The 22,517-nt window shown below is 37.4% G+C and carries 26 protein-coding genes and 1 riboswitch; of the genes, 15 read left to right on the top strand and 11 right to left on the bottom strand.

Features of this window, described 5'->3' with window-relative positions:
* Positions 1-90: 90 nt before the first annotated feature.
* From PB01_RS01180 to PB01_RS01155, 6 genes are all read left to right on the top strand, one after another.
* Complete coding sequence (locus PB01_RS01180; protein ID WP_151698485.1) at positions 91-444, top strand: lmo0954 family membrane protein; 354 nt, start codon at positions 91-93, stop codon at positions 442-444.
* A gap of 13 nt (positions 445-457) precedes the next feature.
* Positions 458-1,096, top strand: coding sequence for a PspA/IM30 family protein (locus PB01_RS01175; protein ID WP_151698484.1), 639 nt, complete (start codon positions 458-460; stop codon positions 1,094-1,096).
* A gap of 127 nt (positions 1,097-1,223) precedes the next feature.
* Positions 1,224-1,925 carry a cell wall-active antibiotics response protein LiaF gene (gene liaF / locus PB01_RS01170; RefSeq protein ID WP_151698483.1) on the top strand — a complete coding sequence of 234 codons (702 nt, stop codon included), beginning with the start codon at positions 1,224-1,226 and terminating at the stop codon, positions 1,923-1,925.
* Positions 1,922-3,010: a sensor histidine kinase gene (locus tag PB01_RS01165; RefSeq protein ID WP_151698482.1), complete on the top strand. Its 1,089-nt coding sequence runs from the start codon at positions 1,922-1,924 to the stop codon at positions 3,008-3,010. Before liaF ends, PB01_RS01165 begins: the two co-directional genes overlap by 4 nt.
* Entirely contained in the window at positions 2,985-3,626 is a 642-nt protein-coding gene (locus tag PB01_RS01160; RefSeq protein ID WP_151698481.1) for a response regulator transcription factor, read from the top strand. The genes PB01_RS01165 and PB01_RS01160 overlap by 26 nt, the downstream gene beginning before the upstream one ends.
* A gap of 59 nt (positions 3,627-3,685) precedes the next feature.
* Positions 3,686-3,937: a hypothetical protein gene (locus tag PB01_RS01155; protein WP_151698480.1), complete on the top strand. Its 252-nt coding sequence runs from the start codon at positions 3,686-3,688 to the stop codon at positions 3,935-3,937.
* 96 nt (positions 3,938-4,033) lie between these two features.
* Here PB01_RS01155 and PB01_RS01150 read toward each other — a convergent pair whose 3' ends face one another.
* The 5 genes from PB01_RS01150 to PB01_RS01130 all read right to left on the bottom strand — a co-directional run bounded on the left by PB01_RS01150 (position 4,034) and on the right by PB01_RS01130 (position 8,220).
* The gene (locus tag PB01_RS01150; RefSeq protein WP_151698479.1) at positions 4,034-4,543 is read right to left on the bottom strand and encodes a P-loop NTPase family protein; all 510 of its coding nucleotides are present in this window, start codon (positions 4,541-4,543) and stop codon (positions 4,034-4,036) included.
* 3 nt (positions 4,544-4,546) lie between these two features.
* On the bottom strand, positions 4,547-5,011 hold the full coding sequence (locus PB01_RS01145) for a DinB family protein (RefSeq protein WP_151698478.1): 465 nt from the start codon (positions 5,009-5,011) through the stop codon (positions 4,547-4,549).
* The gene (locus PB01_RS01140; protein WP_151698477.1) at positions 4,956-5,156 is read right to left on the bottom strand and encodes a hypothetical protein; all 201 of its coding nucleotides are present in this window, start codon (positions 5,154-5,156) and stop codon (positions 4,956-4,958) included. The genes PB01_RS01145 and PB01_RS01140 overlap by 56 nt, the downstream gene beginning before the upstream one ends.
* A 49-nt stretch (positions 5,157-5,205) precedes the next feature.
* Positions 5,206-7,386: an MFS domain-containing histidine kinase gene (locus PB01_RS01135; RefSeq protein WP_151698476.1), complete on the bottom strand. Its 2,181-nt coding sequence runs from the start codon at positions 7,384-7,386 to the stop codon at positions 5,206-5,208.
* Positions 7,387-7,527: 141 nt separating this feature from the next.
* Positions 7,528-8,220, bottom strand: coding sequence for a response regulator transcription factor (locus PB01_RS01130; RefSeq protein WP_151698475.1), 693 nt, complete (start codon positions 8,218-8,220; stop codon positions 7,528-7,530).
* Positions 8,221-8,557: 337 nt separating this feature from the next.
* Between PB01_RS01130 and PB01_RS01125 the strand changes: the two genes are divergently transcribed.
* The gene (locus tag PB01_RS01125; RefSeq protein ID WP_151698474.1) at positions 8,558-9,256 is read left to right on the top strand and encodes a BsuPI-related putative proteinase inhibitor; all 699 of its coding nucleotides are present in this window, start codon (positions 8,558-8,560) and stop codon (positions 9,254-9,256) included.
* Positions 9,257-9,317: 61 nt separating this feature from the next.
* Here the strand turns inward: PB01_RS01125 and PB01_RS01120 are convergent, their stop codons facing one another.
* Positions 9,318-10,190 carry a DMT family transporter gene (locus PB01_RS01120; protein ID WP_151698473.1) on the bottom strand — a complete coding sequence of 291 codons (873 nt, stop codon included), beginning with the start codon at positions 10,188-10,190 and terminating at the stop codon, positions 9,318-9,320.
* 100 nt (positions 10,191-10,290) lie between these two features.
* Here PB01_RS01120 and PB01_RS01115 point away from each other — a divergent pair, with 100 nt between their 5' ends.
* Positions 10,291-10,521, top strand: a complete 231-nt coding sequence (locus PB01_RS01115; RefSeq protein ID WP_151698472.1) for an excisionase family DNA-binding protein — start codon at positions 10,291-10,293, stop codon at positions 10,519-10,521.
* Positions 10,522-10,678: 157 nt separating this feature from the next.
* On the opposite strand, the gene PB01_RS01110 is transcribed toward PB01_RS01115, so the two are convergent.
* The 3 genes from PB01_RS01110 to PB01_RS01100 all read right to left on the bottom strand — a co-directional run bounded on the left by PB01_RS01110 (position 10,679) and on the right by PB01_RS01100 (position 14,139).
* Positions 10,679-11,386 (bottom strand): DNA alkylation repair protein, encoded by a 708-nt coding sequence (locus PB01_RS01110; protein ID WP_151698471.1) that lies wholly within the window; start codon positions 11,384-11,386, stop codon positions 10,679-10,681.
* A 345-nt stretch (positions 11,387-11,731) separates the two neighbouring features.
* Entirely contained in the window at positions 11,732-12,718 is a 987-nt protein-coding gene (locus PB01_RS01105; protein WP_151698470.1) for a homoserine dehydrogenase, read from the bottom strand.
* Between the two features lie 128 nt (positions 12,719-12,846).
* Positions 12,847-14,139, bottom strand: a complete 1,293-nt coding sequence (locus PB01_RS01100; protein WP_151698469.1) for an O-acetylhomoserine aminocarboxypropyltransferase/cysteine synthase family protein — start codon at positions 14,137-14,139, stop codon at positions 12,847-12,849.
* 272 nt (positions 14,140-14,411) lie between these two features.
* Positions 14,412-14,527, bottom strand: a riboswitch (SAM riboswitch).
* Between the two features lie 139 nt (positions 14,528-14,666).
* On the opposite strand from PB01_RS01100, the gene PB01_RS01095 reads away from it, so the two are divergent.
* Together PB01_RS01095 and PB01_RS01090 are read left to right on the top strand one after the other, a co-directional pair.
* Positions 14,667-15,308, top strand: coding sequence for a glycerol-3-phosphate acyltransferase (locus PB01_RS01095; protein ID WP_151698468.1), 642 nt, complete (start codon positions 14,667-14,669; stop codon positions 15,306-15,308).
* Between the two features lie 18 nt (positions 15,309-15,326).
* The gene (locus PB01_RS01090; RefSeq protein ID WP_225986128.1) at positions 15,327-15,914 is read left to right on the top strand and encodes a YdcF family protein; all 588 of its coding nucleotides are present in this window, start codon (positions 15,327-15,329) and stop codon (positions 15,912-15,914) included.
* Between the two features lie 166 nt (positions 15,915-16,080).
* Here the strand turns inward: PB01_RS01090 and PB01_RS01085 are convergent, their stop codons facing one another.
* Both PB01_RS01085 and PB01_RS01080 read right to left on the bottom strand, forming a co-directional pair.
* The gene (locus tag PB01_RS01085; protein ID WP_151698467.1) at positions 16,081-16,425 is read right to left on the bottom strand and encodes a GIY-YIG nuclease family protein; all 345 of its coding nucleotides are present in this window, start codon (positions 16,423-16,425) and stop codon (positions 16,081-16,083) included.
* Positions 16,426-16,443: 18 nt separating this feature from the next.
* Positions 16,444-17,199 carry a DUF2087 domain-containing protein gene (locus tag PB01_RS01080; RefSeq protein ID WP_151698466.1) on the bottom strand — a complete coding sequence of 252 codons (756 nt, stop codon included), beginning with the start codon at positions 17,197-17,199 and terminating at the stop codon, positions 16,444-16,446.
* Between the two features lie 162 nt (positions 17,200-17,361).
* Here PB01_RS01080 and PB01_RS01075 point away from each other — a divergent pair, with 162 nt between their 5' ends.
* The 5 genes from PB01_RS01075 (at position 17,362) to PB01_RS01055 (ending at position 22,491) form a co-directional block, all read left to right on the top strand.
* Positions 17,362-19,059, top strand: coding sequence for a M3 family oligoendopeptidase (locus tag PB01_RS01075; RefSeq protein WP_151698465.1), 1,698 nt, complete (start codon positions 17,362-17,364; stop codon positions 19,057-19,059).
* Positions 19,060-19,080: 21 nt separating this feature from the next.
* Positions 19,081-19,488, top strand: a complete 408-nt coding sequence (locus PB01_RS01070; protein ID WP_151698464.1) for an RDD family protein — start codon at positions 19,081-19,083, stop codon at positions 19,486-19,488.
* 120 nt (positions 19,489-19,608) lie between these two features.
* On the top strand, positions 19,609-20,262 hold the full coding sequence (locus tag PB01_RS01065) for a lysoplasmalogenase (RefSeq protein WP_151698463.1): 654 nt from the start codon (positions 19,609-19,611) through the stop codon (positions 20,260-20,262).
* Positions 20,263-20,298: 36 nt separating this feature from the next.
* The gene (gene pepT, locus PB01_RS01060; protein ID WP_151698462.1) at positions 20,299-21,525 is read left to right on the top strand and encodes a peptidase T; all 1,227 of its coding nucleotides are present in this window, start codon (positions 20,299-20,301) and stop codon (positions 21,523-21,525) included.
* A 12-nt stretch (positions 21,526-21,537) separates the two neighbouring features.
* The gene (locus PB01_RS01055) at positions 21,538-22,491 is read left to right on the top strand and encodes a DMT family transporter (RefSeq protein WP_151698461.1); all 954 of its coding nucleotides are present in this window, start codon (positions 21,538-21,540) and stop codon (positions 22,489-22,491) included.
* The last annotated feature ends 26 nt before the right edge of the window (positions 22,492-22,517 follow it).

The raw sequence follows: 22,517 nt of genomic DNA, 5'->3' as shown, positions 1-22,517 counted from the left end.
AAGACCGATATGAAAATCATGTTCTAGCCCGTTTGGATAAGTTGGTGGAATTGATAAGCTATGTATACAAACGAAGGGAGGAACAATCATATGAAAAAATTTGGCTTATTGGCACTCGGTATAATCGCAGGAATAGTTGCACTAGCAAGCTTAGGTTCTTTAATAGGTCTTGCAATATCAGCATTAGTTGTTTTTGCGGGGGTACATTTTTACTTGAAAAGCGATTCTACGTTTTTGAAAATCTTTTGGGCAACTGTAGGAATCATCGGATTATTTTCAGCGGTTGCAAACGTACCTGGTTTCTTCGGTATTTTAGCAATCGTAGTAGTGTTATATGTTGTTAAGAAGTGGAATAAACAATCATTTTGTTTTACTAAATCAATCGTAAAATCAGATGACCCATTTGTAAATTTCGAAAAGCAATGGAATGAACTTTCAAAATAAGGAGGAAAATAACATGACATCACTTTTTAAAAGACTAAAATATTCAGTAGAGGCAGACTTACACAAATTATTTGATAAAAAAGAAGAGAAAAATCCAATTGCGATGCTCAATCAATACATCCGTGAAGCAGAAAAACAAACAGAACAAACTGGTAAATGGTTAGAACGCCAAGGAAAATTAAAACAAGCGCTTGAAAAAGAACTTGGAGAGACAATACTAATGGTTGAAAAGCGCAAAGCTCAAGTAGAGCTTGCAACAGTTAGTGGCGAAGAAGATTTAATAGCTTTTGCGCAAGTAGAAGTGGATGCTTACAGCGAAAGAACTTCTGTCTTACAAAACAGCATTCTCCAAACGACCGAAGAACTTTTCGGTCTAGAGCGTAAATACGAAGAGATGAAACATAAAATTAAAGATATGAAAGTTCGTCAATTGCAATTAATGGGTAAAGAAAACGTTACACGCGCTCATCACCAAATGGATCGTATCTTACAGCCAGAACAAAAAGAAAAGAGTTTCGGAACTTTCCAAGAGATGGAACAATATATTGAACGCCTTGGAACAAAGATAGAAAAAGAACATGAAGTCACTTCTATGGAACAACGTTTAGAAATGTTAGAAAAAAATGCACAACCTAAAGCGGAAATTGTGTAAACTATAAGAAAAGCGTGAGCATTCTCGTAGTAAAGCCGTTTGAGTCTGAACGGTTACTAAATTGAAATTTAAGGGGGGAGGAATTTTCTCCTCCATATCTTTATGTGAAGAAGGAGGAATACTTAATATGAAAGAAAACCGAACAAACAAGCTTGCGTTTATTCTCATTTGTTTTGTTTTTCTTATGTTTATCGAGGCTACAGTTTTTGGAAATGGCAGCATTGTATTAGTCCTTCTTGGCATCGGGATGGTTTATTTTAGTTTACGAAGACGTGCACGCTTTTTATTTTGGGGTGGATTTATTTTTATTCTCATCGCTATTTTTTCGATGTGGAGTCTGCGTCTTTTACTTATTGCCATTATGATATATGTACTTTATAAACTTTGGAAAAATGAACCGATTCGTCAAATGATACGACCATTCGACACTGTCTATAAAGAAACTCCCAATAGTATCATTCAGAACAAACTATTTTCTGCACAAACTACTCCGTTTAATGCGTATGAATGGCAAGATGTTCATGTTCAGAGTTTCTACGGAGAGCATGTTATTGATGTAACACAAACCGTATTACCAAAAGGTACCTCCTTTATTTCTATTCGTCAGTCACTTGGAAAAGTTACAATTTATGTTCCATATGAAGTACCTGTTAGGCTCCATTATGCAACGATTATTGGAGAAGCGAACATTTTTGGTCGTGGAATTCAGCGTTTATGGAATCAATCAGTCGTGTTAAAAGATGGGTATTTAGTAGATGTTGCATACGCTTCAGAGTTAGTCATCACTGTTTCCACATGGATTGGGGATATCGAGGTGATTCGTAAATGAAGATATTCTTCGGTCAAGGATTTTCCTTCTTTTTTATTTTATTAGCGCTTGCAGCAATGCTATTATATGCACTTTGGGGATGGCCTAATGATTCAGAATGGTGGTCTTTATTGGAGACTACATATGCACAAATCCCTTTAGGTGCTTGGATTATTATGGTTTTAGCGTTTATGAGTTTTAGTTTTTCCACAAATACACTTCTCAAAGTACGCGATCAAGAAAAGAAAATTGAAAACAGCTTAAGACCTTTGTTGGAGGCAGAAGAATTTGTACCAACTAAGAAAAAATATGCTTACTCTAAGCGACTACATGTCACGACCAATCAATTAGAGCAGCTCATCTTCACCCAACGAAAAACATTGCAACGTATTACGAATGAAAAAGCAGAAGCACAAGATAAGCTTATTCAGGAACGAATCGTGCAAGAAAGACAGCGCTTGGCAAGAGAGCTGCATGATTCGGTTTCACAGCAATTGTTCGCTGCATCCATGCTCCTTACTACCATGGTAGAAATAGAAGAGTCGCAACAAAGAGAAGCACCAAAAACTTTACTTCAAACAGAAAAGATTGTACAACAAGCTCAGTTAGAAATGCGTGCATTGTTACTTCATTTACGTCCAGCTGCTCTGCATAATAAGACGTTGAAGCAAGGAATGGAAGAGTTGCTTTTGGAGCTTCAACAAAAAGTATTTTTTACAATTCGTTATCGACTAGAAGAGGTTTCCCTACCAAAAGGTGCGGAGGATCATTTATTCCGAATTGCTCAGGAAACATTATCTAATACTTTGCGACATGCAAAAGCGACAGAAGTAGACATATTATTCGTGGAACGGGACAATCTTGCTATTTTCCGAGTACAGGATAATGGGGTCGGCTTTGATGTCTCAGACGGGAAAACGGGTTCTTACGGCTTGGATAATGTAAAGGAAAGAGCGGTTGAAATAGGTGCTACTTGCAAAGTAGTATCTGTCCCATCACAAGGAACAATTGTTGAAGTGAAACTGCCAATTGAGAGAACCGCAAGTGCCCAAGAGACTGCACATGGAGAGGAGCGAGAAAATGATTCGAATATTACTAGCGGATGATCATGAAATGGTACGCATCGGCGTATCAGCATACTTGCAGGCCCAGCCTGATATGGAAGTAGTCGCGGAAGCCGTAAATGGTCGCGAAGCGGTTGACATGGCGCTAATCCATAAACCAGATATTATTTTAATGGATATGGTGATGCCCATTATGAACGGTGCGGAGGCTACTCGCGAAATTGTGCAAAAGTGGCCAGAAGCAAAAGTAATGATTATAACGAGCTTTATTGATGATGATAAAGTTTATCCTGCCCTCGAAGCAGGAGCAATTAGTTATTTATTAAAAACTTCAAAAGCTACTCATATTGCTGAATCCATTCGAAAAACAATGAATGGAGATGCTGTATTAGAGCCTGAAGTGACGAATAAAATGATGAAGCGTATGCGCCAAGGTTCCACCCATTCTCTGCATGAAGACTTAACGGATCGAGAGCTCGAAGTACTGCTTCTTATGGCAGAAGGCAAAACGAATCAAGACATAGCGGACACCCTCTTTATTGCATTGAAAACCGCAAAAACACATGTCAGCAATATTCTATCCAAGCTGGAAGTAAGTGACCGCACGCAAGCAGTTATCTATGCATTTGAAAATCAGCTTGTTCCGCCGAAAAAATAACGTCTATGAGTTGTTCATCATATGCTAATGAAAAGATGGAGTAAAGGATGTATGTGTACATGTTTCCTGAAGATCCTAATGACGAGCTACCAACTCGTTTAGGTTTGGCTGTAGGGTTAATTGGATCTGTTATTATTACGATTGGTTTTATCATTAATACTATAGGTGAGGGCATTGAGTTATCTGAAATAAATCGTAAAGATGAAATCGATAGGAAAGCAGGCTTGCGGAATAAGGAACACTTTAACCAAATCCAAAGAAAATTGGATTTTTTGTTAAGCGAAATAGATGAATTGAAGAGAAGAGGATGACCTTTAGAGAAAGGGAGTCCTTTTTTTGTTTTGGGCTTAAGCGGTCGCTCTTTTAGTCGGTATTTGGTTCGAATAGAAAGAGGATGATCTATTTAATCATCCTCTTTCTATTCGTTGCAACCACTCTTCTACTTCTTTGTCCGTAACAAAGTGGTGTACTTTATGATTAAATTTATTAAATTTCATTTGAAATGATGGTTTCATTTGCTCTTCGAAGTATCTATTCCATTTGAACATTCGAAAAAAAATAGTGAGTGTCGGTTTGTAATTTGCTTTTTCAACTTTTATGAGCTGACGAATGTATCGTGCAACTATTCGCCAGGATCGGCTCTTAACAGGAATATCTAAAAAGATAATTTGATCAGCTGCTCGCAAACCGGGATCTGTCCAATCTATATGAACACCTTCAATGATCCAATTATCCAATGCAACCACGTTCAGCAATAACTGATTGCGTACTTCAACTTCATTTCGAATATCTTCTGGGGCATGTCGCTTCCATACGAAGTTATCCGTTTCAAAATGTGGTATTTGCAGCGTCCTTGCCACTTTTCTTGCTAAAGTTGTTTTTCCACTACCCACGGAACCTACTATATAAACTTTCATTATTTATTCCATTGTAGCGCGATTTAAAGCATGAATAATTCCAGCATGGACACCTTCATGCCAAACCATAAATTGCACAATAGCTTCTACTGTATCCATTTGATACAATTTCCCGATTGCCATTGGTTCTGTTAATTGGTTTTGCATATTATTTTCGAGTGCTTTTTTTATTCGTGCCGGTTGCGCTTCTAATGCTTGTATCAGTTCTTCCATTGTTGGAGGCTCTATTTGCCAATTATCCGGGTTTGTTCCGGGAACAAATAGGGGTAACCACTCTGAATTCACGGGCTCATAGGAAGGAATTGCTCGTTTCGTAAGTGATTCCATTGTTGCAAATACATGTCCTGTATTCCAATGGATTGTATTGTTGAATCCATTTGGCTTTACGTCCCAAGCTGCCCCATTACTCTGTTTAATTTTTCCTAATGTATACATTCGTGCGAAGGTTAATTGATTCAAAATCTCCATTAGAAACATCTCCCTTTTGTGTTTTTCCAACTATTTTATTCTTTATTCCAACTATACCACGAAGAATTCCAACTAAATGCTCTAAAATTCCAACTAACACTTCATATTTCCCAGCTACTCCACTCAGAATTCCAACTAAAATCATTTTCACTCAAAAAAAGCGGGAAACCCCGGCTCAGGTTTCCCACTTTTTGTTATACTGTTGCTATTTTCACAGTTACTTTAAATAAATCGCCGTCTACTTCCATTTGCAGATTGCCGCCATGTAAATCCACAATGGATTGCGCAATTGCAAGGCCTAGTCCAGATCCCTCTGTGTTGCGCGATGTATCCGCTCGCTTGAATCGCTCAGTTAATTCATTGACGTCATTGCCCAATTCATACTTCGCTATGTTTTTAATGACGAAAACGGCTTCCCTGTTGACTTGATCTAAATTGATATACACTCGTGTATTTGGGAGTGCATATTTCAATGTGTTAATGATTAAGTTATCGAGTACTCGCCACCATTTTTGGCCATCTACATAAGACATAATAGGTTTTGTGCCGATCGTTACACGGTATTCAAGTCCTGATTTATCAATATCTTCTTGATGCTCTGCAACGGCTTGTTGCAATAATTGCGTAAGATCTACTTTTCGCTTATCTAGTTCCATATTGCCCGATGCCATTTTAGACACTTCAAACAAATCTTCAATTAATGTTTTCAATCGCATTGATTTTTTATCCAATATCGTAATATAGGATGCTCGCTCTTCATCCGTTATGCTTGGATTTTTCAACAAATCGGTATACGTAATGATGGATGTTAATGGTGTCCGTAAATCGTGACTTACATTGGTGATTAATTCGGTTTTCAATCGTTCACTTTTTGCTTGTTCGGAATGAGAAGATTTTATTCGACCACGAAGTTCGTTCAAACTCGCTGCATGCTCTGCAATTGGTGACTTCCCTTTTACGTCTATTTCATTTCCGATAACACCTCTTGCCATTTCCTCCGTTTTCACGATGATTCGGTTCAAGTGAGCCATTCTAGATAATAAAAATAGTAGAACTGGAATACCGATGAATAGAGTAGCCAGAATCCAAACAATAATGACTTCTGGTACGGTGAATACCAACATTGTTCCAAATCCCCAAAAGAATATAACAATCAACATAATAATTGTTTGAACACCGATGGAACGCTTTAAGAAAAAACCTTTCAATGATCTGCTCCAGCTATATATCAAACTTTGTTTCCAATCTATCTTGCCAAGTCCTGTTCGCAGCCAGCTCCATTGATACAATGTGAAACCTGTAAAAAATATTGCGAAAAGACTAGTGAATATAGGTAAATCCCAGCCTTTATAATAAAAAATATTATCTATTAGCACTTTTGTAGCCGTAATAGCTACAAATATACTTATAAAAAACAATGCTATTCGTACATCTATCGGTAAACTACAATACTTTTGTTCCCATTCCTCATGTTGGAATTTCTCCATACTTTTTCTCCATAGCAAAACAAAAGCGATGGTAGCAAATAAACCCGCAACTAGTACTCCATAAAAAGTTCGTTGATTCGTTAAAAAGTATTTGTATTGATATGCTCTGTGCCCATTTAATATGCTATCGTCCGGAATAGCAACCGTACCTTCAAATCGTGCAATCGGATTTCCTAATAGCTCTTGAATATTCCCGTAGCCTTCCGCATTTTCATAAGCAGTTCTTTCTTTTAAATAACCATAGTTACTGGAGTATTTCTTAGCAAATGCATTGTTCGACTTAATGTCCCCACTTGTAAAACGTTCGCCTGTTTCTATATTTTTCAAGTCATAGTTAATGTCTTCGTTGTCATTCAAGAAATCATTTTTAGCTCTTTCGATTGATTTAAAATAAGCATCGACTTGTGCTTCTTTTTCTAATAGAATCTTTTTTTCTACATAACTATCGTCCGTAAAATTTTTAGTAATATCATCTAACTTTTTATCGCGTTCTGCATTCGATACTTTGTCTATTGCTACTTTAGGCGCTACCGTTGTTGTTCCTCCTGTTGCACCTTCTTCTACAGTTGTTTCTGTGGTGGTTGTTTCTTCATACTGTTGCTTGATGGACTCCAACTGACTTTCTAAATCTCCGTATCTGAAACGATATTCCTCTATTTCATCCGCTGTCACCGTTATTTTTTTCTTCACTTCTTCTTTATCTGGAATTGCTAAAACTAGCGGAACAATAGACGTTTCGAATTGAGAAAATTCCCTTTGAAAGTCGTCACTATCAAAATAACTCGTTCCACTAAAATTACGTCCCTTATCCGTCAGTGTAATAAGCGCAAAAAGCGTTATGACTGCTAGTACACTAAGTAAAACATTTTTACCTATTGTATGCTTCATCCTGTAACTCCCCCTTTCATGTTTTGGATGATTTGTAGAAAGCTTTGGCTAATTTCGACAAATGGGATTAAATTGGCTACACAAAAAAATAAACAAGTCACCCCGCAGACAATTGCTAGTAAAGATAAATAGACACTCCACTTACTTGTCGATTTTATAGCCAACGCCCCACACCACCTTTAGATATCTTGGATTTTTTGAATCCGCTTCAATCTTTTCTCGAATTTTTCGAATATGAACTGCTACGATATTTTCTGCGTTATATGCGGGTTCATTCCAAACGCGCTCATATATTTCATTAATTGAAAACACACGTCCTGCATTGACCATTAGTAGCTCTGTAATTTTAAATTCGATAGGTGTCAGTTTGACAATTTCTCCTTCCACGGTAAGTTCTTTTGCTTCTTGAATTAACGTCAGTCCATCCACTTCTATAACTTTTTGCTGCCCTTGGTAGGTGCCTAGCTTCGTGTATCTCCGTAACTGCGACTTCACACGTGCCACCAGCTCCATCGGATGGAAAGGCTTCGTTACATAATCATCTGCTCCAACTGATAATCCATGGATTTTATCTGAATCCTCCGCTTTCGCACTCAGCATAATAATAGGAATGTTTTTTTGCTCTCTAATTTTGAATGTCGCTGCAATTCCGTCCATTTTCGGCATCATAATATCTAAAATAATGACGTGAACTTCATTTTCTTCTATTAACTGCAGTGCTTCTAATCCGTCTGCAGCTTTTAGAACGTTATATCCTTCATTTTTTAAGTAAATTTCAATACCATCTCGAATATCTTGGTCATCATCCGTTACTAATACTGTAAATTGTGTCATCTTCTTACCTCCTCGGTCCGCACATTGCGAGTCATTCATCCGTTGCCACAGGATGCCTTCCCTAATCTCTCTTATGTTTCTTATTGTACCCTTCATTTCTTAACATTCCAGCAGGATAAATATGAAGAAATTCTTAAGAAACTCTTTAGTTTTAGGAAATAAATGGAGAAGAGAGACCAAATTACTTAGAAGAGCAACCAATTTGTCTCTGAAAGCAACTAAATTTCTGCAATAGCGACCAATTATAGCTTGAAAGCGACCATTAAAAAAAAAAGCTACATCTAGTGTAACTTTTTATCCAAATAATGGTCTAATTCTTAAACAGGAGGTGTAATATATGAGAAAATCAAAAAGAGTTACCTGGATTTTACTACTGTGTACTTCCCTCCTCGTTTTGGCGAGCTGTGGAACTAGTAATGTTAGCTCTACAACGGGGAGCGAAGGCAAAGATAATAATATATCTACAAGGCTTGTCCTAGACGCAGATGGTGAAGGTTCTTTTATTATTAAAAATGAATCAAAAAAGGAAGTTGTTCTGACCTCATCGAGCGGACAACAAATTGAGTTTCAACTTTTGAATGAAGCGAAGGAAACAATCTACACCTACTCCGCGAACAAAATGTTTATGCAAGGAATTGTGGAGAACAAATTACAACCAGGGGAAGAGTGGATTATTCCACTAAATCTCCAAGCAGAACTTGCAGGAGTACCAACCGGAACTTATAAGTTGGTCGTATGGTCAACTACAGATGGACTTAATGATCTTAAAATCGAGACCACCTATAAGTGGACTGGAGCTATTACGACTGAAGCACCTAAAAAACTAGTTGTGGAGAAACAAGAAGTCATTTATATCGGTCAACAAGATCTTCATTCCATTGAAGTGGAAAATTTAGAGGGCACAACAGAAGCAATGCAACTATCCGAAGTTGCGGTACCTTTCTTTGAAGGATTAGAAAAAGGTAAACATATTTTCGTAGAGTATGTAGTAGAAAATGAACAAAAAGTTATCCAATCTGCACAACTAGGGGAATAAAAATTCTAAAAGCACTATCCTTCTAAAAGGGGGATAGTGCTTTCAAAAAGCTATCTACTTCTTAAGCTACTTTTCTATTTGATTTACTACCAACCGTTAAAACCACAATACTACCTAACAATAAAAGTATCCCTATCCAAGACATTACTCCAAGCACTTCACCTACAATGAATACCCCTAGAATAGCGGCTGTCGTTGGTTCCGCTAAAGACAGCGTCAACGCCGATGAGGAAGGAATTTTATGCAGGCCTCTCGCATACAACACATACGCAACACTTGTTGTGGCAAGGCCTAAGTAGAAGATTATCCCGACGTTTCCCGCATCCTTTAACCAGCTAACATCATATATAAATAAGAAAGGCATCAATAAAAGGGCACTAGTGGAAAAAGTCATTGCCACAGCAGGTATAGCCTCTACTTTTTGTAACAAAGATTTACTGGAGAGCGTATAAAATGCGAATATTAGCCCTGCGATAAGTGAATACAGGATGCCAATAGGATTGATCGTAATTTCCCCTTTATTTAAAAACAGAAACAAACAACCTACAATTGCAAATGAAGTGGATATCCCCCAAATCTTAGATGGTCGTAACTTGAGAAATACCCATTCAATGATTCCTGAAAATACCGGAGCACTCCCAATTGCTACAACGCTTGCAATGGCAACTCCTGTTAATAAAACCGATGAAAAAAACAATAATTGAAAAAGCGAAATACAAATAGCTGCATAAACCGTTTCTTTCCATGGCCATGTTTTGAAATTAATCTTTTTTAATAGAATCATAATTACTAATAGAGAAAAACCACCTACTGTAGAACGTCCAGCACTAATCACAAAAGGGTGGGCACTATCCGGCAATAATGTTTGAGCGGTACCCGTCGTACCCCATAAAATGGCACCAAGTAATACAAATATGTATGGCAGAAAAGACATTTTTCACTCCCCCGGTTCTTCTTTTATAAACTTTTCATATAGCACATATTGAGATACATACAATCGTATCATATACTAATAATGATAGGAGGCATTTACCTTGTATATGACAGTAGAAGAAACTGCAAATTATTTATCAATGCCTATTGAACAAGTAAAACGGTATATTGCGGAAAAAAAGATTCGTGCTATTTTCGACGGAGAAGATTATTTCGTAAATAGCGCTCAATTTGAAACACATTTACAGCAAGTGGAAGAAATAAAACGTCAAATTGACGAGTGGCGTAATACACCGATTCCAGATGATATTGATGTGAAAGACGAAGACTAATGCATATAAGAAGGGCTTTCCCAAATTTGTGGGAAAGCCCTTTTCGCATGCCTCTTTCACAACGAAATGCTCTATAACTTTAAACCATTCACATTATAACTTGCCCTACTAATCAGCCTTAAATAATGAAAGATCATTTCCCAATGCGAGGCCAATTTCAACATCTTACATGTTTGCGTTTAAAACCAATTCTTCCTTGATCGACTCCTTTTAGAATGGTTTCGTAAGCATTTAGGAAACTGCTTTTTTTCTCGTCCCGTTTTACTTCAACTATCCCTATTGCCTTTGCAGTCTCGACTGCCTTTTCATGGAGTGGCAAATAGGAAATCCCCACCGTATATACAAAATTATTCATAGAGGATTTCGCTCGTTCTGGCGAATGATGAATCATATTTTTCACCATATCAAGCATATTGAAAATCTTACTTTCTGAGAATTCTACATCCTTTCGATTCCCTAAAAGCCAACAGTAGCAACTCCAACCCGCTGATATTCTCAGCTCCTCGTCGCTTGCAATCCATTTATCAGCAACTTCTTGCGCAATATCTGACTCAGATAACGTTATGGCCACTACAAAATCGGATATCATATAAAAATACGCCGCATCCATCCAACGATCATAATCCGATTCCGTCATAGCTTTTGGGTCTGCAATAATGCCTGCAAAGTACATCGCATCGTAGTTCCCTGTGGCATACAGCTCTTCAGCTAAAGGCTGATTTATCTTTATTTTTTTTACGATTGGTTTCATAGCACCTGTTGCTACACCAAAAAGCGGCTCATGTGCACCATTGGACATGTACATTTTTTTAGATCGTTCCTTGCCAAGCGCTTCAAGCTCCTGCATAACCATTTCTAAATTCATCGTTTAGCACTTCCTTCTCTTTGGAGTTTTTCCTCTAATATTTTTCCCATCAAATATATAGCCATTATCCTATAACAAATTACCATTTGTCAGTAAAACTGCCGTCTAAGTGCATGAGCATCATGCAGGAACCCACTACAAGCAAGGGCTGAAGCAAACTTATCCAACCTTCACTAGGATATTGGTGAATACATTTAAAGGTACAATAGTCCGAAACGGACTATTGTACCTTTTCTTTTTACATATGCTCATACTATTTTTTTTTGATATTTGCGATGTTATTTGATGTTTTGTACCACTCAGCTGAACAGTCTACTTCAATTGAGGGAAAAGCACTTTTTTACTTTAGATCGTAATCATAAACCCTGCTCGTTTGCCGATGATTTCTGCATAATCCTCTACCATAACACTTGCGGTTGGGTACATTCCTGCTCCAGGCCCAACGAGTGTTAGTGTACCGATATAGTTTGTATCTAGGGCGACCGCATTGTTTACTGCTTCAATTGCATATAAAGGATGGTCTGGACCGACAAGTTGTGGGCCTACGGAAGCGAAAAGTTCGCCATTTTCATCTTGCTCGATTTCTGCCACATGGCGATAACGAAGCCCTTCTTGCTTTGCTTTTTTCACATCTTCTAATGAAATGCCGTCAATTCCAACCACTCGCACATCATCCCAATTTGGTTGCTTCTTAAATGCAAGCGCACTTAATATCATCAACTTACGAAATGCGTCTTGACCAGAAATGTCATTATACGGATCTGCTTCCGCATAGCCTAAATCTTGTGCTTCTGTTAATGCATCATTGAACTGGCATTCATTTAAACGCATTTGCGTCAAAATGTAGTTAGACGTGCCGTTTAATATTCCTTGAATTCTTTTCACTGAATTCACTTGAAGTAAATTTTTCAACGTTTTAATAACAGGAACTCCACCAGCTGTGGTTGCTTCGTATCCGATAAATACACCACGTGATTTTGCACGTTCATGAAGTGGAATACTATATTTAGAAAACATCACTTTATTTGCCGTAATCACGTGACATCCTTTATCAATCGCTTTACATAAGTAGCCATATGCTGGCTCTTCATTCACAATGGCTTCAAACACAACTTGAAGTCCTGGAATATTAATAATATCCTCGAAATCGTCTGTTACGAGTACCCCAGGTGTTTGTATTCTTTCTTTCGCTAAATTATTTACGAGAATGGCACTAATTTCGATGTCCAATCCTAATGATTTTTTTAAGTCTTCTTTTTTTTCATTCACAATATGATAAATTCCTTGACCTACTGTTCCAAAACCAAGAATTGCTGCTTTTATTTTTGCCATACTTTCTCCTCCAAATGAATCTGCACAATTGAGCTTCCATCCACATATTCTAATAAAATATCGAATTTTCAATCCGACTGACTATTTTACATATTGTAGACTATTTTTGCCCAATTAACAACAAAATTCTATCTAGAGAGGACATTTGTGCTTTCTACAAGTACTTTATCAAGCGCATTTCGCAAATCCTCTACCGCTTCTAGACCTACCGACAAGCGGATTAAGTCTTCTGTAACACCAGATTTCACTAAGTCCTCTGACGTCAATTGTTGATGGGTTGTAGATGCAGGATGGATAATGAGCGATTTCGCATCCCCAACATTTGCTACATGCGACCAAATTTCAATATTGTCAATAATATGTCGGCCTGCTTCTTTTCCACCTTTCACTCCAAACGTTAAGATAGAACCGAAACCATAGTTTAAGTATTTTTGTGCAAGTTCATAGGATGGGTGTTCTTCTAACCCAAGGTAGTTAACCCATTCTACCCCTTCATGATTGGATAGATATTCTGCTATTTTTTGTGCATTTTCGTTATGTTTTGGTACTCGCAGATGAAGTGTTTCTAAACCTTGTAAAAAAGAGAATGCTGCTTCCGGGCTTAAGGAAGGACCGAAATCACGAAGCAGTTGAACACGTAGTTTAACTGCAAACGCTACGTTTGGAACATCAATTCCATATCGTAAGCCATGATAGGTTACGTCTGGTTCTGTAAATCCGGGGAACTTTTGAGAATCCCAATTAAAATTCCCTCCATCTACAACTACTCCTCCAATTGTTGTTCCATGTCCGCCGATCCATTTTGTTGCTGAATGGATAACTACATGTGCACCGTGTTTAATTGGATTTGCACCATACGGGCTTGCAAATGTATTATCCACAAGTAAAGGTACCCCTACTTCATTTGCAATTGCTGCGACTTTCTCCACATCAAGGACATTTAAACTCGGGTTTCCAATAATTTCGGCAAAGAATCCTTTTGTTTTGTCCGTCACTGCTGCACGGAAGTTTTCTGGATCTGTTGAATCGATAAATTTCACTGTAATACCATATCGCGGCAATGTATGGGCAAATAAATTAAATGTTCCACCGTATAAATTCTCCGCTGCAATGATTTCATCGCCCGCTCCCGCTATATTCAAAATGGAGAATGCAATTGCAGCCATTCCAGAAGATAAGGCAACAGCAGCTGTTCCGCCTTCTAGTAATGCAACCCGTTGTTCAAAGACATCCACTGTTGGGTTTGTAATACGTGAATAAATATTACCTGACTCTTTTAATGCGAAAAGATTTTGTGCGTGCTCTGTATCACGAAATACAAAAGAAGTTGTTTTGTGGATAGGCACTGCTCTTGAACCTGTCACTGGATCTGGTTGCTGACCACCGTGTAAAAGAAGTGTTTCTGGTTGAAGATTTGTCATTTTGAATTCCTCCTATAAAGTAGTTTAGATGGATGCTTAGGGAGGCTAGAGAGGAGTATTAGAAATGCGAAAACACCTGTGTCTACCCCGACAAGCTAATGGGGAGCTTCGCAGTCAAACTTGTTTGACGTAGAAGATTTCCATTAGACCTCGAGGGGTTAGGTGCTGCAGCTGGCCAGTAAACATATAGCAATGTTCGCTATTTTTTTACTAGACAACAAACAAAAACCCCTCTTCACTTAAGAAGAGGGGTGCAGTTTCGCATGTTCCTCCTCTTATCTTCCAAATTCAAACTCTGAATTTGTAGGATTTAGCACCTTTCCAAGTTCAGAACTTGTTGGTTGCCGGGCATCGTAGGGCCTAGTCCCTCCGCCACTCTTGATAAGAGTATTAGATTTAGTTTTCCATCTTGTTACACAGTATATGATTATCTTTATCTCGTAGTCAAGTGTTTTAATATAAAATTCTGAAACTTCTTTATTTCTCAAACGTTAAATGTATTAGAGGAATTTTATGGGGGTAGTTTAATGGTAGTTTGGATTATTTGTGTATTAATTATTAGCTATTTAGTCGGAGCAATTCATGGTTCAAAGGTTGCTCAGTTTTTTAGTGGAGTTAATATTAAAAATGAAGGCCTTAAAAATTCTGGCGCTTCCAACGCGGCCATTGTTCTCGGAATGAAGTATGGGGTTTTGGTTGCATTGATCGATATTCTGAAAGGGGTATTCGTTATTAGTGGTACCCGTTTTTTTATGCAGCATTTTTCTTTATTTTCAGATGTGGAACAAGACTTATTACTTTATTTAGCCGGAGCCGCTGTTATTTTAGGTCATAACTTTCCCATCTACACTAGGTTTAAAGGTGGAAAAGGAACTGCTTCAATTATCGGTATTTTGTTTGCTATTTATTGGCCCATTGGACTGATTGGACTTTTATTATTAATAGGCACGACTTTTTTAACGGACTATTTATTGATTGGTGTATTTGTTTTTTACTTTGTATTTGTGGGCGGGACTATTTGGTTTACAGAAGGATTTGCTTCTATTGTTATCGCGAGTTTTTTATTCGTCATGGCATTAATTTTGCATATCGAAAATTTTCGTCGTTTGGCTTCTAATGAAGAGCCAAGAATATCAGCCTTTTTAAGAAAAAAGAAGCCTTCTATGTGAATGAAATGAGTGATTTGAATGAAGAAAAAAATGAGGTGGATTGTGCTTATTCCTTTATTCGTTATTGCTTCTGGGGGATTTGGCGTTTGGTTGCTTACTAATAAATGGATTGATGATGGTCTTGAGCCGAAAGCGAATGGATCGAATGAGTATGCTATCGTGCTTGGGGCAAAAGTGAAAAAAGGAAATATTCCTTCTCTAGCATTAAAGTATCGATTAGATTCGGCGCTAGCATATGCAAGAGAATATCCACATGTGAAGCTTGTTGTCTCTGGTGGACAAGGACAAGATGAAGATATTGCGGAAGCTGTTTACATGAAGGAATTTCTCTTAGAAAATGGGATAGTAGAAGATCGACTTATCGTAGAAGATCAGTCAACTTCTACTTATGAAAACTTACTATTTTCGCAAGAGTTACTCCCCGATAATGTGACCTCCGTGACAATTATTACAAGTGACTACCACTTACATCGAGCGAAAATACTTGCTAAAAAGTTAGTTTGGGATGCCGATAGCGTGGCAGCAAAAACTCCGAAAAGCGTGGAAATGAAATTGAGGTTGCGTGAGCGGGCGGCGCTTTTGAAAACTTATATTGTAGGGAAATAACTCTGGATATGTTCGGAGTTATTTTTTTCGCACTTGATCGGGATTGGGATCTCTCAGATCTAGGCGGATTGCTCTCGGACGGACAAATCGGTTACTTTTTTAGTTTCATTCTTCTGGTTTATTAAAAGGCTTCTCTGGATAAAGAAGCCTTTTTCGTGCCAATTTCTTAAGTATGGTAACCTTTATCCCCAAATGGTTGCATTTGTTCAATCCATTTGCTTAGTAACTTTTCAAGTTCTTTCTTTTCATCAATAAATTGATTTTCCGACGGTTTAAGGATTTCCACTTTCTCTATTTCAAATGCATCTTTTCCGAATTGATTCCATTCCTCTTGGAGCTGACGATTTGTATGCGTACCTGTTTCTAAGGTGAATTTCGTACCGTTTAACGTTTTAAAGTTACGTGTCGATGCAATGAACTTTTTACCGTTTTGATTATTTGTGATGACATAAATTCCACTTTCAATTTTTACTTCTTTGTATGCTTGTTTTAATTCTTTTTTGCGATCCAATTTACTCCATCCTCTACTTTAGTTTTTTACCCAATACGCGCTACCGTCATCTTTTCTATCTAAAAATCCGTATTCGATAAGATAACGTCTTAATGTAACGAAGTCAGCATATACATTTTTTAGTACTTCATTTATTTCTTTTTCGCTGTATGTTTTTTCTTGCTCAAATCGTTTAACGATGACACGTAGGGTTGCAAGTTTTTGTTTTTCTTTCTTTGGGAACTTTATTAGCATTCCATCGACGCCCTCAGGGAAAAATTTCTTCTCTACGTCCACTTGCTCTTCTTTCGTGATATTGTAACGATCATCTACCATTGTTGCTGTTTTATGAAGAGGTAGGAATGTTGGAGCATGGTCATCTTTTTCCTTCAGTAATTCCATCATCGTGAAAAATATTTTTGCTTGCCGCTCTTTTTCCTTTAAGACAAAACGATGATTTCGAATTGTCGAACCGCTGCCTATATTCAGTTCTGTTTGTATTTCCGCATCACTTTTACCTTCGTAAAATAATCGAAGCAAACTACTTTGATGTTCCGTTAGTCCCGTAAGTTTTTTATTGAGATCAATTAGATAATGAAATACAGATCCATGCTCCAACTCAATATGTCGTTTCATATATCGCTCTGCCTCAAATAATAAATTTTCTGCAGGGTAAATAATACCTTTTTCAATCTTTTCTCCACATAATAGGCAAACAAAAGATTCGCTTTCTTCTATATAACCAACTTTCAATCGTTCTGCATTTGCATTCCAAAACAACTCCGATACCTCCATAAATAAACACAACCTTTTTTCGTTTGTTATTTTATAGACATAATAAACTATTGTCTATAAAAAATCAAACAAAAATATACAGTTGCAATATATCTGAAAATAATGAACAATGGAAATGAGAACGTTTCGAATTTCGAAGAAACGACCAGGAGGAGAATATCATTGGTAACATTTAAAGATTATGAATATAAACGCCCAAATTTAGACGAAGACAAAGTAAAGTTTCATGAGGCTTTAACGAAGTTTAAGGAAGCAGCTTCTGTAGAAGAGCAAAGTACAACGATTGAAGAACTGAATGCACTTCGCAATGATTTTTCAACGCAGGCTAATTTGGTATATATTCGGGCATCCATTGATACGAATGATGAATATTATCAAAAAGAAAGAGATTACTTTGATGAAGTAAGTCCAGAAGTTGAAGAGCTTGTTACGGAATATTACAAAGCACTTGTCGCTTCTCCTTTCCGAAATGAATTAGAAGAAAAATGGGGTAGCCAGCTATTTGACCTTGCTGATTTTCAAATAAAAGCCTTTTCTTCTGAAGTAATTTCTTTAATGCAGAAGGAAAACAAATTAGCTTCTGACTATTCGAAGCTCGTTGCTTCTGCACAAGTAGAATTTAACGGGGAAACTTTGACTCTTGCCCAACTTGGACCATATTCAGAATCGACAGATCGAGATGTGCGTAAGAAGGCAATGGAAACAAGATCTAGTTTCTTCCAGGAACATGAAGCAAAGTTCGATAATATTTATGATCAGCTTGTAAAAGTTCGTCATGAAATTGCAACTAAACTAGGATATAAAAACTTCGTGGAGCTTGGCTATATTCGTATGAATCGTATCGATTATAATGCCGAAATGGTGAAAAAATTCCGTGATCAAGTACGTGATTTTATCGTGCCTGTTGCAACAAAGTTATACGAACGCCAAGCGAAGCGTATTGGAATCGATGAATTAAAATTTTACGATGAGTCACTTAAATTCTTAACCGGAAATGCTACACCACAAGGATCTCCTGAGTGGATTGTGGATAATGGTAAAAAGATGTATGAAGAGTTATCACCTGAAACGGCTGAGTTCTTCCAGTTTATGATTGACCGTGATTTGATGGATTTAGTAGCGAAGAAAGGGAAGGAATCTGGAGGATATTGTACATTCATCGATAATTATGAATCTCCGTATATTTTCTCTAACTTTAATGGAACATCTGGAGATATCGATGTGTTAACACATGAAGCAGGTCACGCATTCCAAGTGTTTACGAGCCGCAATATTGGAATTCCTGAGTACGTTTGGCCGACATTTGAATCATGTGAAATACACTCGATGAGTATGGAATTTTTCACATGGCCATGGATGGAATTATTCTTTAAAGAGCAAACAGACAAATATAAATTCGCACATTTAAGCAGCGGACTTCTGTTCTTGCCTTATGGGGTCGCAGTGGATGAATTCCAACATGTCGTGTATGAAAATCCGGAAATGACTCCTGCTGAACGTAAAGCTGCCTGGAAAAAAATCGAGGAAATTTATTTACCTCATCGTGATTATGAAGGAAATAGTTACTTAGAAGCAGGTGGCTTCTGGCAACGTCAAGGGCATATCTATGCTAGCCCATTCTATTATATTGACTACACATTAGCTCAAATTTGTGCATTCCAATTTTGGAAGCGTTCAAGAGAAGATCACGAAGGGGCTTGGAAGGATTATTTACACCTTTGTCAGTTAGGCGGCTCAAAATCTTTTACTAAATTAGTAGCGGATGCAAACTTAATATCTCCATTTGAAGAAGGCTGTGTGGAATCGGTTATTGGTTCGATAGAAGAATATTTGAATAGTGTGGATGACTCTGCTCTATAAACAAAGAAAGGAGGTTCTAACATGCAGAATCCTGCCGGTTTTTGGATACGATTTGCTGCAAGCCTTCTAGATAGTTTAATTATCGGGATTCCATTAGCTATTATTAGCTATCTTCTTGCTGGTGATTGGGAGGAAACACCGATTACTAGCTTTGGAAATATCTTATATACTTTAATTGTTCCCGTTTTATGGTATGGGTTTACGATTGGAAAGAAGATGTTAGGTATCCGAATTGCCAAAGTAGATGGCTCGAAGCTCGGTTATGGAGCAATGATTTTGCGCGTAGTAGTTGGTGGTCTTGTATATATTTTCACTTTTGGAATCGGATTGATTGTTAGTGCGTTCATGGTAGGTCTCCTTAAAGATAACCGGGCAATTCACGATTTAATTGCCGGGACTTATGTAACTTACAATTCACTAGAACAATAAAGAACAATGGAACAAGCATTTACTAATGCTTGTTCTTTTTTTATTTTATATTCGCATATACTATTGCAGGATATTTTCTACCAATAACGAATTTAAAATATAAGGGGTGTCATTATTTTTATGTGGAAAAAGATTATTAGCATTTTTACAGTGGTTATGGCAATTATTTATATTTTCTTCATTCCAGCGGATCCAGTATCCACAAAAATAATATTTAAACTTATCCCAATGCTATTGATTATTTTGCTTGCATTTAAGCAATCTGCTGGAGAGTCCAAAAAATATAAAATACTTATTATGACTGGACTATTTATATGTATGCTTGCGGATGGTTTAATTTATTGGTTTATTGTTGGCCTTATTACATTTTTAATCGGGCATATTTGGTATATCGTTGCGTTCCGTCATATTAAAACGGCAACTATTCCAAAGCGGGCTGCGGTACTTCTGATTGTGTATGGAATTGCTATGGCTATCTGGATTGCCGGAACTCTTTGGACTAGTGGAGAAACTATTTTAGCTTTTGCAGTTATCCTTTATATTGTCGTTATTTTGTTAATGGGCTGGAATGCTTTTCAAACAGCTAATAAATTAGCGATTATTGGTGCCATTTTATTTATGTTTTCGGATTCAGTGCTTGCCATTAATCGATTTATTGTAGATGTTCCTTTTTCGGATGCCCTTATTATGATTTCCTATTACGGAGCACAGTTCTTATTTGCTTATAGTATTCATACCTATTATTCCGCAAATCGAAAGAATCTGTTAAAATAAGCATATGCTTTATAATTTGAAAGGGGATTTATTCTCATGAAAGAAACATTAATCGAGCGTTTAACACGCTACGCAAAAATAGACACACAATCAGATGCAGCAAGTATTACTTGTCCAACGACTGCTGGACAATGGGATTTGCTTCATGTATTAGAAAAAGAATTAGCTGAAGTAGGGTTGGAAGAAATCACTTTAGATGAAAACGGTTATTTATTTGCTACATTGCCTTCCAATACTGAAAAAGATCTTCCGACAATTGGATTTTTGGCACATGTTGATACTGCAACGGATTACACAGGTAAAAATGTAAATCCTCAACGTATCGATAACTATGACGGACAAGATATCACTCTAAATGCATCGACTGTGATGACTGTGAAAGATTTTCCAGAACTTAAAAATTACGTTGGACATACACTTTTGACAACGGATGGTACTACACTTTTAGGTGCCGACGATAAAGCAGGTATCGCGATTATTATGACGGCAATGGAATACTTCATTCAAAATCCAGAAGTAAAACACGGAAAAATTCGTGTTGCATTTACTCCAGATGAAGAAATCGGACGTGGTCCACATAAATTTGACGTGGAAGCATTTGGCGCAAAGTTTGCTTATACGATGGATGGAGGTCCACTTGGCGAATTGCAATTTGAAAGCTTCAATGCAGCGGGTGTTAAAGTTGTAACGAATGGCACAAGCGTGCATCCCGGTTCTGCAAAAGGAAAAATGGTGAACTCTATTACAATAGCTACAAAATTCCAATCCCATATGCCAACAGACTCGGTTCCCGAAAAAACAGATGGCTATGAAGGGTTTATCCATTTGATGAATTTTAATGGTGATGTGGAGAAAACAGAACTTAGCTATATAATTCGTGATCATGATCGTGAAAAATTTGAAGCGAAAAAGCAATTATTCCTAGATACTGCAGCAAAAGTTAATGCAGAATGCGGTGAAGATGCTGTTTCGGTTGAATTAATTGACCAGTACTATAATATGGGTGAAAAAATTACACCTGTTATGGAAATTGTAGATGTAGCAAGAGATGTAATGGTTTCATTAGATATCGAACCACTTATCATTCCAGTTCGCGGCGGTACGGATGGATCTCAGCTTTCTTACATGGGAATGCCTACTCCAAACGTGTTTACAGGTGGAGAAAATTATCACGGGAAATATGAATTCATCTCAGTAGACGTGATGGAAAAAGCAACGGAAGTCGTTAAAGGCATTATCCAATCGTTCGAAAAACAAGCTTAAGTAGGTGCTCATGTGCGCGAAATTTTACTTGGTGTTTTAGCCTCATTATTTTTTGCGGTAACCTTTATACTTAATCGTTCAATGGAAATGTCGGGAGGAAGCTGGCTTTGGAGCTCTTCCCTCCGATATTTTTTTATGGTCCCTTTTTTATTCATCATTGTCTTTTATAGAAAAGGTTTATCTACAACGTTTAAGGAATTAAAAACTGCTCCTTTTCCTTGGCTAGTTTGGAGCTTCGTTGGTTTTGTGCTATTTTACGCACCACTAACTTTTGCGGCTGCTTACGGACCAGGCTGGCTAATATCAGGGATGTGGCAGTTTACAATTGTAGCAGGTGTTCTCCTTGCACCATTATTCACGCTGAAAATCGAGAATCGAATTATGAAACAAAAGATTCCAATTGTCTCTCTTTTTATATCGCTTGTTATTTTAATAGGAATCATTCTTATACAAATTCCAAATACAGAATCAGTTCATATGAACATGATCTTTTTAGGGATCCTACCTGTAATCGTTGCATCATTTGCTTATCCGTTAGGAAATCGGAAAATGATGGGACATTTAGAAGGTAGGCTAGATACATTTCAGCGCGTTTTAGGCATGACCATTGCTTCGATGCCTTCTTGGATCTTATTGGCAATATATGCGATTTTCACGGTTGGCTTACCTTCCTTAGCTCAAGTTGTTCAATCTTTAATTGTCGCTATCAGCTCCGGAGTTGTCGCAACCATTTTATTCTTTATGGCAACGGATCGTGTTCGGAATCATCAAGGTAAACTTGCGGCGGTAGAAGCAACCCAGTCCACTGAAATTATTTTCGTTATTATTGGCGAAATGTTTTTGCTCCATGTTCCTTTGCCAGCACCAATTGCACTAATTGGCCTTGGCGTTATTATTCTAGGAATGTTTTTACATAGTTACTATACGAAAGTTTTGAATACGAAAAAGGCCTTGAAAACCAAATAATAAAAAGTGCAGTGTTATGAGTGATC

Source organism: Psychrobacillus glaciei, from assembly GCF_008973485.1.
Lineage (GTDB): Bacteria > Bacillota > Bacilli > Bacillales_A > Planococcaceae > Psychrobacillus > Psychrobacillus glaciei.
This window is presented reverse-complemented; position numbering and strand designations above follow the sequence as displayed.

Coding starts and splice junctions, on each gene's coding strand:
- PB01_RS01095 (WP_151698468.1), top strand. CDS start 14,667: ATGGTAGTTTGGATTATTTGTGTATTAATTATTAGCTATTTAGTCGGA.
- PB01_RS01140 (WP_151698477.1), bottom strand. CDS start 5,156: ATGATTTTAGTTGGAATTCTGAGTGGAGTAGCTGGGAAATATGAAGTG.
- PB01_RS01090 (WP_225986128.1), top strand. CDS start 15,327: ATGAAGAAAAAAATGAGGTGGATTGTGCTTATTCCTTTATTCGTTATT.
- liaF (WP_151698483.1), top strand. CDS start 1,224: ATGAAAGAAAACCGAACAAACAAGCTTGCGTTTATTCTCATTTGTTTT.
- PB01_RS01180 (WP_151698485.1), top strand. CDS start 91: ATGAAAAAATTTGGCTTATTGGCACTCGGTATAATCGCAGGAATAGTT.
- PB01_RS01110 (WP_151698471.1), bottom strand. CDS start 11,386: ATGAATTTAGAAATGGTTATGCAGGAGCTTGAAGCGCTTGGCAAGGAA.
- PB01_RS01065 (WP_151698463.1), top strand. CDS start 19,609: ATGTGGAAAAAGATTATTAGCATTTTTACAGTGGTTATGGCAATTATT.
- pepT (WP_151698462.1), top strand. CDS start 20,299: ATGAAAGAAACATTAATCGAGCGTTTAACACGCTACGCAAAAATAGAC.
- PB01_RS01175 (WP_151698484.1), top strand. CDS start 458: ATGACATCACTTTTTAAAAGACTAAAATATTCAGTAGAGGCAGACTTA.
- PB01_RS01155 (WP_151698480.1), top strand. CDS start 3,686: ATGTTTCCTGAAGATCCTAATGACGAGCTACCAACTCGTTTAGGTTTG.
- PB01_RS01135 (WP_151698476.1), bottom strand. CDS start 7,386: ATGAAGCATACAATAGGTAAAAATGTTTTACTTAGTGTACTAGCAGTC.
- PB01_RS01165 (WP_151698482.1), top strand. CDS start 1,922: ATGAAGATATTCTTCGGTCAAGGATTTTCCTTCTTTTTTATTTTATTA.
- PB01_RS01160 (WP_151698481.1), top strand. CDS start 2,985: ATGATTCGAATATTACTAGCGGATGATCATGAAATGGTACGCATCGGC.
- PB01_RS01100 (WP_151698469.1), bottom strand. CDS start 14,139: ATGACAAATCTTCAACCAGAAACACTTCTTTTACACGGTGGTCAGCAA.
- PB01_RS01070 (WP_151698464.1), top strand. CDS start 19,081: ATGCAGAATCCTGCCGGTTTTTGGATACGATTTGCTGCAAGCCTTCTA.
- PB01_RS01130 (WP_151698475.1), bottom strand. CDS start 8,220: ATGACACAATTTACAGTATTAGTAACGGATGATGACCAAGATATTCGA.
- PB01_RS01145 (WP_151698478.1), bottom strand. CDS start 5,011: ATGGAGATTTTGAATCAATTAACCTTCGCACGAATGTATACATTAGGA.
- PB01_RS01120 (WP_151698473.1), bottom strand. CDS start 10,190: ATGTCTTTTCTGCCATACATATTTGTATTACTTGGTGCCATTTTATGG.
- PB01_RS01105 (WP_151698470.1), bottom strand. CDS start 12,718: ATGGCAAAAATAAAAGCAGCAATTCTTGGTTTTGGAACAGTAGGTCAA.
- PB01_RS01125 (WP_151698474.1), top strand. CDS start 8,558: ATGAGAAAATCAAAAAGAGTTACCTGGATTTTACTACTGTGTACTTCC.
- PB01_RS01080 (WP_151698466.1), bottom strand. CDS start 17,199: ATGGAGGTATCGGAGTTGTTTTGGAATGCAAATGCAGAACGATTGAAA.
- PB01_RS01150 (WP_151698479.1), bottom strand. CDS start 4,543: ATGAAAGTTTATATAGTAGGTTCCGTGGGTAGTGGAAAAACAACTTTA.